Origin of the sequence: Pseudomonas synxantha BG33R (assembly GCF_000263715.2) — a bacterium.
Taxonomy (GTDB): Bacteria; Pseudomonadota; Gammaproteobacteria; order Pseudomonadales; family Pseudomonadaceae; genus Aquipseudomonas; species Aquipseudomonas synxantha_A.
The window spans coordinates 1,879,429-1,893,547 of the sequence record NZ_CM001514.1; the positions used below are offsets into that span (position 1 = coordinate 1,879,429).

The 14,119-nt window shown below is 60.5% G+C and carries 13 protein-coding genes; 8 read left to right on the forward strand and 5 right to left on the reverse strand.

What is annotated here, in order from left to right; all coding sequences use genetic code 11:
* Positions 1-17 precede the first annotated feature (17 nt).
* Positions 18-932: a DNA-binding transcriptional activator PunR gene (punR, locus tag PSEBG33_RS18605; RefSeq protein ID WP_005786268.1), complete on the reverse strand. Its 915-nt coding sequence runs from the start codon at positions 930-932 to the stop codon at positions 18-20.
* Positions 933-1,054: 122 nt separating this feature from the next.
* On the opposite strand from punR, the gene punC reads away from it, so the two are divergent.
* On the forward strand, positions 1,055-2,239 hold the full coding sequence (gene punC / locus PSEBG33_RS18600) for a purine nucleoside transporter PunC (RefSeq protein ID WP_005786270.1): 1,185 nt from the start codon (positions 1,055-1,057) through the stop codon (positions 2,237-2,239).
* 127 nt (positions 2,240-2,366) lie between these two features.
* Here the strand turns inward: punC and PSEBG33_RS18595 are convergent, their stop codons facing one another.
* Positions 2,367-3,200, reverse strand: a complete 834-nt coding sequence (locus PSEBG33_RS18595; protein WP_005786272.1) for a hypothetical protein — start codon at positions 3,198-3,200, stop codon at positions 2,367-2,369.
* 157 nt (positions 3,201-3,357) lie between these two features.
* On the opposite strand from PSEBG33_RS18595, the gene PSEBG33_RS18590 reads away from it, so the two are divergent.
* Positions 3,358-4,860, forward strand: a complete 1,503-nt coding sequence (locus PSEBG33_RS18590; protein WP_005786273.1) for a nucleobase:cation symporter-2 family protein — start codon at positions 3,358-3,360, stop codon at positions 4,858-4,860.
* A gap of 100 nt (positions 4,861-4,960) precedes the next feature.
* Here the strand turns inward: PSEBG33_RS18590 and PSEBG33_RS18585 are convergent, their stop codons facing one another.
* Positions 4,961-5,893 carry a proline iminopeptidase-family hydrolase gene (locus tag PSEBG33_RS18585; RefSeq protein WP_005786275.1) on the reverse strand — a complete coding sequence of 311 codons (933 nt, stop codon included), beginning with the start codon at positions 5,891-5,893 and terminating at the stop codon, positions 4,961-4,963.
* A gap of 90 nt (positions 5,894-5,983) precedes the next feature.
* Positions 5,984-6,748: a LuxR family transcriptional regulator gene (locus PSEBG33_RS18580; protein WP_005786276.1), complete on the reverse strand. Its 765-nt coding sequence runs from the start codon at positions 6,746-6,748 to the stop codon at positions 5,984-5,986.
* A 183-nt stretch (positions 6,749-6,931) separates the two neighbouring features.
* Here PSEBG33_RS18580 and PSEBG33_RS18575 point away from each other — a divergent pair, with 183 nt between their 5' ends.
* The 6 genes from PSEBG33_RS18575 to PSEBG33_RS18550 are packed head-to-tail and all read left to right on the forward strand — an operon-like array spanning position 6,932 to position 13,091.
* Positions 6,932-7,819 (forward strand): proline iminopeptidase-family hydrolase, encoded by an 888-nt coding sequence (locus PSEBG33_RS18575; RefSeq protein WP_005786278.1) that lies wholly within the window; start codon positions 6,932-6,934, stop codon positions 7,817-7,819.
* Positions 7,820-7,822: 3 nt separating this feature from the next.
* The gene (locus PSEBG33_RS18570; RefSeq protein ID WP_005786280.1) at positions 7,823-8,770 is read left to right on the forward strand and encodes an ABC transporter permease; all 948 of its coding nucleotides are present in this window, start codon (positions 7,823-7,825) and stop codon (positions 8,768-8,770) included.
* Entirely contained in the window at positions 8,767-9,624 is an 858-nt protein-coding gene (locus PSEBG33_RS18565) for an ABC transporter permease (protein WP_005786281.1), read from the forward strand. Before PSEBG33_RS18570 ends, PSEBG33_RS18565 begins: the two co-directional genes overlap by 4 nt.
* Positions 9,621-10,577: an ABC transporter ATP-binding protein gene (locus PSEBG33_RS18560; RefSeq protein WP_005786283.1), complete on the forward strand. Its 957-nt coding sequence runs from the start codon at positions 9,621-9,623 to the stop codon at positions 10,575-10,577. The genes PSEBG33_RS18565 and PSEBG33_RS18560 overlap by 4 nt, the downstream gene beginning before the upstream one ends.
* Complete coding sequence (locus PSEBG33_RS18555; protein WP_005786284.1) at positions 10,574-11,545, forward strand: ABC transporter ATP-binding protein; 972 nt, start codon at positions 10,574-10,576, stop codon at positions 11,543-11,545. Before PSEBG33_RS18560 ends, PSEBG33_RS18555 begins: the two co-directional genes overlap by 4 nt.
* 31 nt (positions 11,546-11,576) lie before the next feature.
* The gene (locus PSEBG33_RS18550; protein ID WP_005786286.1) at positions 11,577-13,091 is read left to right on the forward strand and encodes an ABC transporter substrate-binding protein; all 1,515 of its coding nucleotides are present in this window, start codon (positions 11,577-11,579) and stop codon (positions 13,089-13,091) included.
* Between the two features lie 117 nt (positions 13,092-13,208).
* Here the strand turns inward: PSEBG33_RS18550 and PSEBG33_RS18545 are convergent, their stop codons facing one another.
* Positions 13,209-13,949, reverse strand: coding sequence for a YciK family oxidoreductase (locus PSEBG33_RS18545; RefSeq protein WP_005786287.1), 741 nt, complete (start codon positions 13,947-13,949; stop codon positions 13,209-13,211).
* Positions 13,950-14,119: the final 170 nt, after the last annotated feature.

Below are 14,119 nucleotides of genomic sequence, written 5' to 3' on the forward strand. Positions count from 1 at the left end.
CAAAGTGTGGGAGGGGTTCAGAGGGAGGGGCCATTCAGCCATTCCTGGTTCATGGTTTCGGTATCTCCCAGGTATTCCAGCAACCACGCCATGGCCGGCGAAAGCTTGCTCTGCGCCCACGCCACGCATGATGGGCTGGCTGGAAAGGGCCGGCTCAATTGCAGCGCCACCAACTCGCCGCGCTCGATCCATGGCAATACCTGATGGGCCGGCGCCATCCCTACACACAGCCCATCGCGTAGGCAATCCAGGGCCGAAGCCCAGTTGGGCACCACCAGGCGGCGCTGGTTATCCAGGGTCCAGGTGTCACGCTTGGGCAGATTGCGCGAGGTGTCGGTCATGCACAGTGAGGCGAAAGGGCGCAATTGGTCATCACTGAGCAAGCCTTCCACCGCCGCCAAGGGGTGCCGAACACTGACCACACACAGCCAGTTCAGCAGGCCCATGTCGCGGAAGCTGAAGTGACTCGCCACCGGCACCGCGCTGGTGGCGCCGATCACGATGTCGGTGCGCTCATCGGCCAGCGCATCCCATACGCCGTTGTACACCTCGTATTCGAGCAGCAGTTCCACCTCGGGAAACTGCCGATAGAAGTCCAGCACCAGTTGGCGGCAGCGTTGGGGTTTGACGATGGAGTCCACCGCCACCTTCAACTGGCCGCTCCAGCCATTGGCCACCTGCTGGCACAAGCGTCGGGTGCCGAGCATTTTCTTCATCACGCTGCGGGCTTCGTCGATAAACAGGCGGCCTGCGGGGGTCAGTTCCACGTCGCGATGCCGGCGCACAAACAAGGGCACGGCCAGCCATTCTTCAAGTTGGCGTACGGTGTAACTGATGGCCGACGGTACGCGGTGCAGTTCCTGGGCGGCGGCGCTGAAGCTGCCGTGACGGGCGACGGCGTCGACCACATCCAGAGAATATTCCGACCACATGTGGGCTGCCTTCAAAATTATTGATGAGAGTGTCCAATTATTATCGCTTCACACAGATTTTGTCAGCTTCATAATGGGCGCCAGTCAGCAAATAGTTTGATGGCAGTTTTTACAAGGCTTCGATGAAAAATTCTTTTGGTTTTACCTGGTATCTGGCGGGGCTGAGTATGCTCGGCTATCTCGCCATGGACATGTACTTGCCGGCGTTTGGCGCCATGGGCGAGCAGTTGAATATTGGTGCTGGCGCGGTGGGCGCCAGCTTGAGCATTTTTCTCGCCGGCTTTGCGGTGGGGCAGTTGGTGTGGGGGCCGCTCTCGGACCGCTTGGGGCGCAAACCCATCCTGCTTGCCGGCCTGAGCCTGTTTGTGCTCGGTTGCCTGGGCATGTTCTGGGTCGAGACCACCCCACAACTGCTGGCGCTGCGCTTTATACAGGCGATTGGCGTGTGTGCCGCAGCCGTGAGCTGGCAGGCATTGGTGATTGATCGCTACCCGGCCGACAAGGCCCATCGCGTCTTCGCCAGCATCATGCCATTGATGTCGCTGTCGCCGGCTCTTGCACCGTTGTTGGGCGCCATGGTGTTGAATCACTTTGGCTGGCAGGCGATCTTCGGCGTGTTGCTGGTGGTCTCGCTATTGCTGCTGTTGCCGACCTTGTTCCTGCGTAGTCTGCCCAAGCGTGTGGAGCACAAGGGCGGACCCACGCGTCTGGGGTACGGACAGTTGCTCACCTCGCGGGTGTTTACCGGCAACGTGATGATTTTCGCCGCCTGTTCGGCCAGCTTCTTCGCATGGCTCACGGCCTCGCCGTTCATCCTCGGCGGCATGGGCTACAGCCCGAATGACATCGGCCTGAGCTACGTACTGCCGACCCTGGCGTTTCTCGTTGGCGGCTACAGTTGCCGCAGCGCCTTGCAGCACCTGGCGGGCAAAACCCTGTTGCCGTGGTTGCTGGGCGCCTATTGCCTGAGCATGGTGGCGCTGTACCTGGTGGCCACCTTGAGCGTGCCGACCCTGACCACCTTACTGATTCCGTTCTGCCTGATGGCGCTGTGCAACGGCGCCAGCTACCCGATCGTGGTGGCGAATGCGCTGATGCCGTTTGCAGAAAACTCCGGCAAGGCCGCGGCCCTGCAAAACACCCTGCAACTGGGCCTGTGCTTCCTGGCCAGCTTGTTGGTGTCGTCGATGATCGAGCAACCGCTGATGATCACGGTGATTGTGATGTTGGCGACGGCGCCGCTGGCGGTGTTGGGGTATTGGCTGGCACGGCCGAAGCGCAATACTTCCGAACTGGCCAGCGCCTGAGCTGACAATACGATCAAACTGTGGGAGGGGGCTTGCCTGCGATAGCGGTCTGTCAGTTAGCCCATCTGGCACTGATACACCGCTATCGCAGGCAAGCCAGCTCCCACATTTTTTTGAGTTTCTTCAGTTAGAACGTCACTTCCATGTTCAGGGTGGGGGTTGAGGTGCGGGTTCCCCGGCCACCGTCCACGCCGAATTTGTTATGCCAGTATTCATACCCCACCCCCAGGTACAGGTTCGGCTTGACGCTTTTACCCGGCCGTACCGCCACCATCAGCGCCGTGCGCATGAGCGCTTCCGGTGCCGTATCGCGGCCATGGTAGTCCTCGCCTTTCTCCCCGACGTAATTGATAAACCCCTGGAATTTCGCCGCATGGTTGCCGACCTCGAACGGGCGCATCCACGTCAGGTTAAGCATGTAGGTGTCGTCGAAGGTGTGGTTCGACTCTTGTGCGCCGGGAATGCCGGTGTGGTTCTTTTCCTTGTAGTACATCAGGCTCAGGTCCAGCACGCCGACGGTGTTGAACTTCAAGGTCGGGCCGATCAACAGCGCGCGCTTTTTGGCTGAGGCGAAGTTGTTGTTGCGGTTGGCGTCGAAACCCAGGGTCAGGGCGTAATCCTTGATCAACCCGGTACCCGGCGGCAGATCGAACACGCGCGAGGCATATAGCTGGTGCCGGTACACGGCATACACCTCGCTGCCGCCATGGTCGGTGCCCTTGCGTGGGTCGCGGCTATCGGACAGAAACACATCGAGGTTGAGGAAGTTGCTGCCGTAGCGGTAGCCGCTGGCGTGGGTGAAGCTGTAGATGCGCTTGCTGAAATCGTCGGGGTTGTTCGGATTGGTGAAGTGCTGGCCGTAGCGAAATCCTACGCTGTTGTTCATCCATTCCACTGCCACAGCCTCACCACCGCCCAGAAGGGTCAATGCAACGGTTGCGCCCTGTAGTGCCTTTTTCATTATTTTTGTCCTTTGGCGTTCTGGCTCATGACGGCCGGATTGTTTTTGTAACGCCGCGGGAGGGTATCTTGTTCGATTGATTGTATACAACTCTATGGACATACAGTCTGAACATTGCATACAGTGAGCGCACAACAAAAACAGAGACCCCCTCACCATGACTATCCCGAAGGCGTCACCGCAGCGGCCCGAAGATGAAAATCTGGGCGTTGCCGCCAACATGGCTTACGGCCTGCAGCATGTACTCACCATGTACGGCGGCATCGTCGCCGTGCCGTTGATCGTCGGCCAGGCCGCCGGGTTGTCGCCGGCGGATATTGGTCTGTTGATTGCCGCGTCGTTATTTGCCGGTGGCTTGGCCACGTTGCTGCAAACCCTTGGCCTGCCGTTCTTCGGCTGTCAGTTGCCACTGGTGCAGGGCGTGTCGTTCGCGGGTGTGGCGACCATGGTGGCGATTGTTGGCAGCGACGGGGCGGGAGGTATTCCGGCAATTCTCGGTGCGGTGATGGCCGCGTCGTTGATCGGCCTGTTGATCACCCCGGTGTTTTCACGCATTACCAAATTTTTTCCGCCACTGGTGACCGGCATCGTGATCACCACTATCGGTCTGACTCTGATGCCAGTGGCTGCGCGCTGGGCCATGGGCGGCAACAGCCGTGCGGCGGATTTCGGCAGTATGTCGAATGTCGGCCTCGCGGCCCTGACTCTGGTGCTGGTGCTGCTATTGAGCAAAATCGGCAGCGCTACCATCTCGCGTTTGTCTATCCTGCTGGCAATGGTGATCGGCACAATAATCGCCGTACTGCTTGGCATGGCTGACTTCTCCAGCGTCACGCAAGGGCCGATGTTTGGCTTTCCTACACCTTTCCACTTTGGTATGCCGACCTTTCATGTGGCCGCGATCATTTCCATGTGCATCGTGGTGATGGTGACGCTGGTGGAAACCTCGGCGGACATCCTCGCGGTGGGCGAGATCATCGACACCAAGGTTGACTCCAAGCGCCTGGGCAATGGCCTGCGCGCCGACATGCTGTCGAGTATGTTCGCGCCGATCTTCGGTTCGTTCACCCAAAGCGCGTTCGCCCAGAACGTCGGCCTGGTGGCGGTGACCGGGGTGAAGAGCCGCTTTGTGGTGGCCACCGGCGGGGTGTTCCTGGTGGTGCTGGGCCTGTTGCCCTTTATGGGGCGGGTGATCGCGGCGGTGCCCACCTCGGTGCTGGGTGGCGCGGGGATCGTGTTGTTCGGCACGGTCGCGGCCAGTGGCATTCGTACGCTGTCCAAGGTGGATTACCGCAACAACATGAACCTGATCATCGTTGCCACGTCCATCGGCTTTGGCATGATCCCCATCGCCGCGCCGAGCTTTTACGATCAGTTCCCGAGCTGGTTCGCGACCATCTTCCACTCGGGCATCAGTTCGTCGGCGATCATGGCGATCCTGCTGAACCTGGCGTTCAACCACTTCACCGCGGGTAACTCGGACCAGCAGTCAGTGTTTGTGGCGGGGACTGAGCGTAGTTTGTGCTTTCGCGATGTGGCCGCGTTGCGTGATGGGGATTACTACCGGGGTGGGAAGTTGTTTGATGCTGAAGGTAAGGAGATTCCCCTGGTAGCGGATACCTCGAAGAAAGCTGCAAAACCCGAAACCACTGAGGTCTAAAAATGTGGGAGGGGGCTTGCTCCCGATAGCAGTGTGTCAGCCACTGAAGATATTGACTGATACACCGTCATCGGGAGCAAGCCCCCTCCCACATTGGAACCTAGCCAGCCTTGCGGGCTTTGTGCGGCATTGAACACACCTCATCCAGAAACTTCACCACGGTCCCCATGCACGCCTGGCGTTCTTCCACATGGGGCATGTGGCTGGAGTCTTCAAACAGTGCCCAGCGCACGTTTGCGATCTCATCCAGAAACGGCTTTACCACCAGCGGTGTGGCTTCGTCATGCCTACCGGAAATCACCAGGGTCGGCACTTTGATCGCGTCCAGGCGGCCAATCACGTTCCAGTCCTTCAAGCTGCCGATTACGTGGAATTCAGTCGGGCCGCTCATGGCGTGGTACACCGTCGGGTCTGCGTCGACCTGGGCAAAGGTGCGCGCCACTTCCTCGGGCCATGGGTTGACCCGGCACACGTGCTGGTCATAGAAAATCCGCGAGGCCGCCAGGTATTCCGGGTCTTGATAAGTGCCGGCCTGTTCATGTTTGAGCAGGGTTTCGTGCACGCCTTCGGGCAGCAGTTTACGCAGGCGATTGGCTTCGCTGACCCAGGTGCGCATACAGGTCGGTGAGTTGGCGGGGATAAACGCGCGCAGGCCCTTGGGCTGCAAGATCGCGTGTTCGCTGCCCAGCATACCGCCCCAGGATTGACCGAGGATCGCGTAGTCCTCGCTGATCTGCAGGTGGTCCAGCAGGTTGTTCAACTCGTCGAGGAACAGGCCGATGGTCCAGAACGAAGGATCTTTGTGGGGCAGGTGCGTGGAGCGACCGTTGCCCAGTTGGTCATAGTGGATCACCGCGTGGCCGCTGGCGGCGACATCCTTGAAGGCATCGACGTAATCGTGGGTGCAGCCCGGGCCGCCATGGATGATCACCAGCGGCGTGCGGCCCGTGCCCAGGTCACCGGTGACGCGATACCAGGTCTGGTAGGCGCCAAAGGGTGCGAAGCCTTCGCGAACTTTTTCGATGAATTCCATTTCGTACCCTCTGAAAAAAATGATCAGGGTTACGATAATCTGAACAAAAAGTTTAGGTAACTAGCAAAACAGCTAGGTTTTTGCGAAAACTCAACCTTCCAGCAAGCGGTAATGGGTGGCCCGCACCACCGCTTGGACGCGGTTCTTGGCCCCCAGCTTGTGCATGGCCGAGGCCAGGTGCAGGGTGACGACTGCCAGGGAGCGGCTCAGTTTGGTGGCGATTTCGGCGGCGGTCAGCCCATCGGCGGCCCATTTCAGGCATTCGCGTTCGCGCTTGGTCAGGTGGATGTGCGGGTAGGCGCGCAGTTCCTTGCTGAACAACGGGTAAGCCGCTTCCTGCAGGGCGTGGGTAATCAGGCTGAAGTCGGCCAATGTGTGCTGTGCGTCCTTCAACACCGTGCGCGCCTTGCCGGTGCGCAGGCCGGTCAGCGATGCGAAGCCACCACGGGGCAAGTGAATGGGCACGCTGACGCCGCAGGTCAGTTCACGTTCGTGCAGGTACGAGGAAACGGGGGCGTGGCACGGGTCGATGATCTTTTGCAGGGCGGTCTCGGTTTTCGCTTCATAGGACCAGACAAACGGCGATACCGTGCTCAACGCCAGGTGCTGCACCGGGTCGATCTGGTAAAACCCTTCGCTGCACCATAAGGCGTGCCAGTCGGGCGGTGTGTTGCGCAGTTGCAACACCGAGGGGGTAATCAGTGTGCCATTGAGGTCGATGGGCACCGGCGTGTAGTCGTACACCAGCGCATCGAAGCCCAGTTGTTGGGCAAGAATAAACGTATTGTCCATCTGTTCATCCAGGCTCCTGCCCGGCATGAGGCGATTATTGAAGGCGGTCAGCTTGGCCAGCATCCGTTCTGCTCCCGAATTCATTTGAATCTCGACTTGCTGCAAGTAGAATGCCACGCCCCGGCGAAGGACAGCCAGGCCAAACCTATAAGAAATACTAGGTTATGGACGCACGGTATCCTCGGTAGTGTTGACCTGATAAACGGCCGCTACCCGCCAGGCCGATACAACACAAGGAATGTATGCATGTGGCGTGAAATTGCCCCCGACCAGCAGTACAACGTACAAGTCGACGGCCATAACCTCGTGGTCTACAGCTTTGGCGAAGGCGATGAAGTGCTGCTGTGTCTCAACGGCGGCCCAGGCCTGCCGTGTGACTATCTGCGTGACGCTCATGGCTGGCTCAAAGCGCATAACCTGCGAGTGGTTGCATTCGACCAGCTTGGCACGGGCGCATCAGCCAGACCGACCGATGTTGCGCTGTGGGAAATCCGCCGTTATGTCGAGGAAGTCGAGACCGTGCGCCAAGCCCTGGGCCTGGGCCGCGTGCATTTGCTCGGGCATTCCTGGGGCGGTTGGCTCGGTATCGAATACGCCATCCATTATCCCGATGCGCTGAAAAGCCTGATCCTGGAAAACACCGTCGGCGACATTCCTCATCTGTCCCAGGAACTCGAACGCCTGCGTGGCGCCCTGGGCAGCGAAACCGTGGCCATGATGCAGCGCCACGAAGCCATGGGCGCCCTCGACCACCCGCAATATCAGGCCGCCATCACCTTGCTCAACTACCGCCATGTGTGCCGCCTCGACGAGTGGCCGGAGCCGCTCAAACGCTCCCTGGGCGACTGGAACATGGGGCCCTACGCAACCATGCAGGGCCCCAACGAGTTCCTTTATATCGGCAACCTCAAGGACTGGAACCGCCTCAAGGAGATGGCTGAATTCCGGATGCCGATCCTGATCACGACCGGCCAGCACGACGAACTGACCCCCGCCTGCGCCATGCGCATGAAGCTGGCCGCCACACACGCCGAACTGCACGTATTCCCCAATAGCAGCCATATGCCGTTTTATGAAGAACCTCAAGCGTACTTCCCGGTGCTGCTGGACTTTCTCGCTCGCCACCGAGGCTGACGGATGAACCTGGCGCGTTACCGTTTTGTCCTGTCCCGGCCGTTGCAACTGCTGCCGGTGCTGTTTGGCATCAGCCTGATCACTTTTGTGTTGGTGCGCTCGATCCCCGGCGACCCAGCGCGGGCTTTGCTTGGCTCGCGCAGTACGCCGGATGCGCTGCTGAAAATCCGTGCCCAGTTCGGCCTCGACCAGCCCTTGTGGCTGCAATACTTCTACTTCCTGAAAAACCTGCTCAAGGGCGACCTCGGCCAATCGCTGCTGTACAAGGTCGACGCGCTGAAACTGATCGTTACCCGCATCGAGCCGACGCTGATGCTGGTGCTGGGCAGCGTGGCCCTGGCGTTGCTGATCGCGGTGCCGCTGGCGACAGTAGCGGCGCGTCACAAAGGCGGTTGGGCGGACAACCTGATCCGCGTTTTCACCACGGTCGGCCTGGGGATGCCGGCGTTCTGGCTGGGCTTGATGCTGATCCTGCTGCTGAGCGTGCAATGGGGCCTGTTCCCGGTGTCTGGCTATGGGCGGACCTGGCTGGACAAGGCCCACCATATGGTGTTGCCGTGCCTGACCATCGCCCTGGCGCTTTCGGCGGTGCTGGTGCGCAACCTGCGGGCGAGTATGTTGATGGAGCTGCAGGCCGATCATGTCACCGCCGCCCGGGCCCGAGGCTTGTCCGAGGCTGCGGTGTTTCGTCGGCATGTACTGCCTAACTCCCTGGTGCCGGCCGTCAACCTGCTGGCGGTCAACATCGGCTGGCTGATCAGCGGTACGGTGGTCATCGAAAGCCTGTTTGCGATTCCGGGCATCGGCCAATTGCTGGTGCGCGGTATTTTCACCCGTGACTACATGGTGGTGCAGGGCGTGGCGATGGTGCTGGCCTGTGCCACGGTGGTGGTCAACTTCGTCGCCGACATAGTGACGGTAGCGCTCGACCCACGGGTGAAGATGCAATGAGCAGCCGCCCACTGATTGCACCCTGGCGCTTGCGCCTGCGCTTTGGCTTTCGCAATGGCCGCCTGACCGCCGCCTGGGGCCTACTGATCCTGTTGACGTGGCTGGCCCTGGCGCTGTTTGCGCCGTGGATCGCACCGTTTGACCCCATCGCGCAAAACACCGACATGAGTTTGCTGGCGCCCAGCCTTGCCCATCCGCTGGGTACCGACAATTACGGCCGGGATGTGTTATCGCGGGTGATCTGGGGCGCGCGCATCGACCTGCAACTGGCGATTGTCGGGGTGATCTTCCCGTTCATCATCGGCACTTTCGTCGGCGCGGTGTCCGGTTATGTGGGTGGGCGTTTCGACAGTTTCTGTATGCGCGTGATCGATGTGGTGCTGGCGTTCCCGTTCCTGGTGCTGATGCTGGCGATCATGGCCATTCTGGGGCCTGGCTTGCAGAGCTTTTATATCGCCATGGCACTGGTGGGCTGGGTGTCGTATGCGCGGTTGATTCGCTCGCAGATCCTGGTGCTCAAGGAAAGCGAGTTTGCCCTGGCCGCCAAGAGCCTGGGGTTTGGCCATGGGCGCATTCTGTTCCGGCATTTGCTGCCCAATGCCCTGTTTGGCTCCATCGTGTTTTCCATGTCTGACGCGGTGCTGGTGTTGCTCAACGGCGCCGCCGTGAGTTACCTGGGCCTGGGCGTGCAACCGCCTACTGCGGAGTGGGGGACGATGGTGGCCGAGGGGCAAGCCTTTATCACCACGGCCTGGTGGATCTGCACCTTCCCGGGGTTGGCCATTGTGACCCTGGCCATGGGCTTTAGCCTGTTGGCCGACGGTGTCGCGCAAGTGTTGGGGGACCGCTCGTGAGCCTGCTGCAAGTGCGCGACCTCAGCGTGATCGCCAACAACAGCGGGCGTGATGTCACCTTGGTAGATCGTGTGTCCTTTGACCTGGCCGAAGGTGAGATTCTCGGCCTGGTGGGTGAGAGCGGGTCGGGCAAGACCATGGCCTGCCGCGGCTTGATGCGCCTGCTGCCATCGCCCGGCCTGCGTGTGCAAGGTGGCGCCGTACGCCTGGCCGGCCAGGACCTGCTGCAACTGAATGACGCCGGTATGCGCGCCGTGCGGGGCGGGCAACTGGGCATGATCTTCCAGAACCCCAGCAGCCACCTGGATCCGCTGATGCGCATTGGCGAGCAGATCGCCGAGGGCATCCGCCTGCATCAAGGTGCTACAAAAAAGGACGCGCGCACGCAGGCTATCGAGGTATTGCGCCAGGTCGGAATCCCGGACCCGCAGGCGCGGGTCGACAACTATCCCCATGAGTTTTCCGGCGGTATGCGCCAGCGCGCGATGATCGCTGTGGCCCTGGGCTGCAACCCGAAAGTGCTGATTGCCGACGAGCCGACCACGGCTCTGGATGTGACGGTGCAGGCGCAAATCCTGCGCCTGTTGCTCGACCTGCGTGACCAGCGTGGCCTGTCGATCATCATGATCACCCATGACCTGGGCGTGGTCGCGCAAACCTGCGACTCCATCGCGGTGATGTACGCTGGGCGCCTGTGCGAGCACGGCAGCAAATACGAACTGCTGGCGCGTCCACAGCATCCGTACACCGCTGGGCTGATCGACTGCCAGCCGGCCCACAGCAGCGGTCATGCCTTGTTGCGCACCATCCCTGGCCAGCCGCCGTTGCTCGATGCCTTGCCTGAAGGTTGCCGCTTTAATCCGCGTTGCCCGCAGGCCGGGGCCTTATGCGCCGAGCTGTTGCCCCAAGGCGCACGCGTGGCCTGTCACTATCCGTTGGGAGGGCGACCATGAGCCTGTTGCAGATCAAGGACCTGGAGGTACGTTTTGCCGCGTCCGGCAGTGGCCTGTTCGGTTTGAACAAGCAGTGGGTGAGGGCGGTGAACGGGGTGTCGCTGAACCTTGCCGCCGGTGAAACCCTCGGCTTGGTGGGCGAGTCCGGCAGCGGCAAGAGCACCCTGGGCCGGGCGATTTTGCACCTCAACCCGATCAGCGCCGGCCAGGTGCTGTTTGACGGTATCGATATGGCTCACGGCAGCGCCATCGACATCGCCCGCCTGCGCCATGAAACCGCGATGATTTTCCAGGACCCGTACGCCGCGCTGAACCCCCGGCACAGTATCGGCGAAACCCTCGCCGAGGTGTTGCGCGTGCAGCGCAAGGTGGCTGTGGAGCAGATCCCGACACGCGTCAACGAGCTGCTGGAACTGGTGGGCCTGCGCCCCGAGTTGGCCGGGCGCAAACCGGGCTCCCTCAGCGGCGGCCAATGCCAGCGCGTCGGCATCGCCCGGGCACTGGCGGTGGAGCCGCGCCTGATCATTGCCGATGAATGCGTGGCCGCGCTGGATGTGTCGATCCAGGGCCAGATCATCAACTTGCTGCTGGAACTGCAACAACGCATGAACCTGGCGATCCTGTTTATCGCCCATGACCTGGCCATCGTGCGGCGCCTGTGCGACCGCGTGGCGGTGATGTACCTGGGCAAGATCGTCGAAGAAGGGCCGGTGGAAGCGGTGTTCACCACGCCGCGTCATCCGTACACGGCGGCGTTGATCGAGGCGATTCCCGAGATTGACCCGCATCGGCCGTTGCCCGCGCATCCCTTGCCGGGTGAGCCACCCAGTCCACTGAATCTGCCTACAGGCTGTGCGTTTCACCCGCGTTGCCGGTATGCGCAAGCCGTGTGTTCCGCGGTGTTGCCGCCGACCCATTTCCTGCACGAGCATCGGTACAGTTGCGTGCTTGAAGAACCTTTGCCTTGACCTCTGCCATTCATTAACAAGGAGTTGTGATATGCAATCGCGCCACTTGAAGTTGCTCGCCGCCGCTACGCTGACCGCCTGGTCGCTGACCGCAGGCCTGGCCCAGGCCGCCGGTGTCCTCACCATCGGCTGCCGTGAAGACAGCACCACCTTTGACCCGATCAAAAGCGCGCAAAACCGCGACACTTGGGTATTTGCCAACGTCTACGACACCCTGGTGCGCGTGGATAACCTGGGCACCAAGATGGAACCGGGCCTGGCCGAAAGCTGGGACATTTCCAAAGACGGCCTGACGTATACCTTCAAACTGCGCGAAGCGAAGTTCTCCGACGGCTCGCCGATCACCGCTGCCGATGCGGCGTTCAGCCTGCTGCGCATTCGTGACAACAAGGCGTCGTTGTGGAGCGATCCGTTCAGCCTGATCAACACCGCCAAGGCCAGCGATGCGAAGACCCTGGTGGTCACTCTGAAAACCCCGGCGGTGGCCTTCCTCTCGCAACTGGCGTCGCCGACGGTGTCGATCCTGTCGGAAAAAGCCATGACCACGATGGGCGAAGACGCCTACTCGGAAAACCCGGTGACGTCCGGTGCGTTTACCGTGCAAGAGTGGCGCAAGGGCGACCGGGTGATCCTGAAGAAGAACCCGGATTTCTGGCAGGCCAATAACGTCAGTCTCGACGGCGTGGAATGGGTGTCGGTGACCGACGACAACACCCGTATGCGCATGGTGCAGAACAACGAACTCGACACGGCGATCTTCGTACCGTTCTCGCGGGTCGAAGAGCTGAAGAAAGACAAGAACGTGGTGATCCACGCCGACCCGTCTACCCGTGAAGATCACTTGTTGATCAACCACGAGCACGGTTTGCTCGCCAAGCCGCAGGTGCGCCAGGCATTGGACATGGCCATCGACAAACAATCGCTGGTGAAAACCGCTACTTACGGTCAAGGCACCGTGGCGTATTCCTACATTCCCAAAGGCTCGCTGTACCACTACGCCAACAACCTGCAACGTCCTTATGACCCGACTGAGGCCAGGAAACTGCTGGAAGAGGCCGGTGCCAAGGACTTGAAGCTCAACTACGTGGTCAACGCCGGCAACGAGGCCGACGAGCAGATTGCGGTGATCATCAAGGACCAGTTGGCCAAGGTCGGCGTCACCGCCAACCTGCAAAAGGTCGACCCGACCCAAAGCTGGCAGATGCTGGTGGACGGTGAGTACGATATTTCGGTGATGTACTGGACCAACGACATCCTCGACCCGGACCAGAAAACCACCTTCGTGCTGGGCCACGACACCAACCAGAACTACATGACCCGCTACAGGAACGACAAGGTCAAGGCGCTGGTAGCTGCGGCGCGAGTCGAGGCAGACCCGGCCAAGCGTGAGCAGATGTATGTCGAGTTGCAGAAACTGGCGAAACAGGATGTGAACTGGATTGACCTGTACTACAGCCCGTACATCAATATTTCACGCAAGAATGTGAGTAACTTCCTGCAGAACCCGCTGGGGCGCTTCACCTTGGAGGAAGTGGTCAAAAACTGAGTTTTTAACAACACCACAAAGCAATGTGGGAGCTGGCTTGCCTGCGATGGCGATGGAACATTCACCACCGCTATCGCAGGCAAGCCAGCTCCCACATTTTTTGCAGTGTGTCAGGGCTTACTGCGCATCAAATGCCTGTCCATTGATGCCGGCACTGTCCGGCCCCATCAGGTACAGGTACACCGGCATGATCTCTTCCGGTGCTGGCCGCTCCATCGGGTTCTCACCGGGATACGCCTGGGCCCGCATACTCGTGCGTGTACCGCCCGGGTTGATGCTGTTGGCGCGCACTGCCGCTACATCTTCCAGCTCATCGGCCAGGGTTTGCATCAAGCCTTCGGTAGCAAACTTGGACACACCATAAGCCCCCCAATACGCCCGCCCCTTACGCCCGACGCTGCTGGAGGTGAACACCACCGATGCATCCTGGGACAGCTTGAGCAGCGGCAGCAAGGTGCTGGTCAGCATGAACATCGCGTTGACGTTCACATGCATCACGCGCATGAAATTCTCGCCGGACAACTGCTCGATCGGCGTGCGTGGGCCGATGATCGAGGCGTTGTGCAACAGGCCGTCGAGGCGGCCGAATTCTTTTTCGATCATCGCTGCCAGCTCATCGTATTGATGGGGCAGGGCGGTCTCCAGGTTGAACGGGATCACCACCGGTTGCGGCTGGCCGGCGGCTTCGATCTGGTCATATACCTGGGCCAGGTTGGCTTCGGTCTTGCCCAGCAACAGCACGGTCGCGCCATGGGCGGCATAGGTCTTTGCCGCTGCTGCGCCAATCCCGCGGCCGGCGCCGGTGACCAGGATGACCCGGCCTTTGAGCAGTTCTGGAGGGGCAGAATAATCAAACATAAATAGCCTCGACAAAATTCAAGGTGATACACCACTCAAAGTGGAATCCATTTCCTGTGGGAGCTGGCTTGCCTGCGATGGCGGAGTACCTGTCGGCAGATGTGCTGGCTGGCAGACCGCTATCGCAGGCAAGCCAGCTCCCACATTGATCTCAGTGTTGTTGAGATCTT